Raw genomic sequence first — 2,293 nt, 5'->3', positions numbered from 1 at the left:
CTGTTGATTGAGTAATGATTGGCCGTTGATATTAGGATGAGGCTTCATGCCAATAATATTCAATATGGTTGGTACGATATCAGCCTGGGATATGGGTTTATTCTTATTAAGTAAGACCTGCTGGTATTGCGCCTTTGGTGGTGCAATTAACAATGGATTATGGATGGTATTTTTTGTAAAGCTTTGATTAAACATACCAGACTTACCCCCTAAACCTTGACCATGATCTGCAGAGTAAAATACCCATGAATTTGGATTTTTTTTCTGCACGTATTTAATTAACGTTGCAATATAGTCATCTGTTTTGATAACTGTATTGTCATAAGCATTGATAGAGTTTTCTTCTGATTCTGGTAAGAATTTTTTATGCTCTTGAGTTGAATGCATACTGTAAGGATAATGCGAGCCATCCATTTGCAGTACCAGCATAAAAGGTTTGCTTTGCTTATCAATATAAGGCATGGCAATTTCTGTTAATACACGCATATCATCTGCACCCTTGTGCACAGAGGCATTTTTATTCATTTGCAAACCATCCCAGAAAAAATCCACATCGTCGTCAACAAATATTTCTCTAATATGCCCCCAGGTAGTATCTTGCGCACTGATAAAGGCTGTATTGTAGCCACGCGCCTTGGCATAATTAAAGATAGTTGGTGTTTGGTAAAATTTACCCAAAGGGTCAATGCCTTCCATACCCGTCAACATATACGGCACACTTAAGCGAGTATGCGTACCAATACTGAGTGCATTATCAAATGCAATTAATCGTTTATCATCTTCTAAAGAGCTAAGCTTGGGCGTTGTGTTTCTTTCATAATTGTAAATACCCATATGTGACAACACTAATGACTCACCAACAATATAAATAATATTGGGCAAGTTATCTAACTGGGCATTGTTAATAGGAACTTCTGCTTTGTCTCGATTAAATTCTAAAGCCTGATCCTTGGACATTTGTAATAAAGTTGAGTAATAAGCCAGAGTGGAATTTTGAAAATTCGAAACACCGTACCAACTAAAGGTTGTTAGCAAGTACAGCAAAATGAAACCAATAGCATTCAGTGTGTATCGCCATTTAACAATTAGCTTTGACACTGACAATAACTTAACCACCCAAAAAACAACTCCCAAAATAATAATTGACTTAACAATATTAAATTGCTCTACCCATAAAGAAAGCGTCATCCAGGGGTCTTCTGTAAATGCATGAAAACCAAAGCTTGAAGCAAAGGAGCGATATACCTCAAAATGCGACATTTGAACCAGCATCGGCAATGCAATAACTGTATAAACACCGAATTTATAAAAACGAGATTTAATTATTACTGGTCTCAATAAAAACAACAGCGACAGAAATGCTAACGATGACAGACCAAAATTAACCGCAACCCGTTTAATATCCCAATGATCGACCACCCAGATGTAATCGCGAACAACTAACAGATCGACTAGCACAATCACCAGCCAAACTAGCAAGGTGTTTATTATTTGATTTGATCTAACCATGTAGAAACAGTGTTAATTTCGTTATATTTAGTAAGGTCAATTTGCAATGGGGTGACTGATACGTAATTGTTAGCAATGGCATGAAAATCAGTGCCTACGCCGTTATCAGCCTCTTTGCCGTTTTCCCCAATCCAGTATAAGGATGAATTTTCTTTATCTTGAATACTGGGCTCAGACATATGGCGCTTGCCAAGACGCGTAGTTTGAAAGCCTTTAACCTCATCAATTGATACATCCGGGACATTAACATTCAGCACCGTATCGTGTGATAGTTGCGCATGCGTGATTTGACTGATTAATTGTTGAGCTATAATGCCTGCAGTTTCAAAATTATTACCATTCCAGCTAGCGAGTGAAAAGGCAACTGATGGCAAGCCTAAGAAGCGCCCTTCTATGGCACCTGCTACCGTGCCTGAATAGATGACATCATCGCCCAAATTGGGGCCAAAATTAATACCTGTAACCACTAAATCAAACGTATCTTCTAGAAAGCCACATAAGGCTAAATGCACGCAATCACTCGGTGTGGCGTCGATACTGTAGATATTGGATGCTATCTTGACAGGTTTTAATGCCCTATTAAGCGTTAAAGAGCTACTTGATGCTGATTTATTTTCATTCGGCGCAACAACAGTAATCTCATGGTCTTTCGATAAGTACCGAGTTAATGTTTGTATACCTTCGGCTTGATAACCGTCATCATTACTTATTAAGATTTTCATTTAAGAAATGTTAAGTATGACTGCATCTTTCTTAATACCAACTTTAACCGTGCCGCCATCAA

At 38.0% G+C, this 2,293-nt stretch carries 2 protein-coding genes; both read right to left on the bottom strand.

All coding sequences use genetic code 11. The features are described from left to right. Nucleotides 1-1,509 (bottom strand): phosphoethanolamine transferase (locus PSN35_RS07175; RefSeq protein ID WP_300031475.1); only part of this gene is annotated, 1,509 nt, incomplete at its 3' end. Continuing rightward, nucleotides 1,488-2,231 (bottom strand): 5'/3'-nucleotidase SurE, encoded by a 744-nt coding sequence (gene surE, locus PSN35_RS07170; protein WP_300031473.1) that lies wholly within the window; start codon nucleotides 2,229-2,231, stop codon nucleotides 1,488-1,490. The genes PSN35_RS07175 and surE, both read right to left, overlap by 22 nt. Nucleotides 2,232-2,293: the final 62 nt, after the last annotated feature.

It is taken from the genome of Candidatus Thioglobus sp. (assembly GCF_028599055.1).
Taxonomy (GTDB): Bacteria; Pseudomonadota; Gammaproteobacteria; order PS1; family Pseudothioglobaceae; genus Thioglobus_A.
Note: the sequence above shows the minus strand (reverse complement) of the source record. Positions and strands in the feature narration are given on the sequence as shown.

What these genes read in the sequence shown, in the direction of transcription:
- surE (WP_300031473.1), bottom strand. Translation starts at nt 2,231, where the DNA reads ATGAAAATCTTAATAAGTAATGATGACGGTTATCAAGCCGAAGGTATA.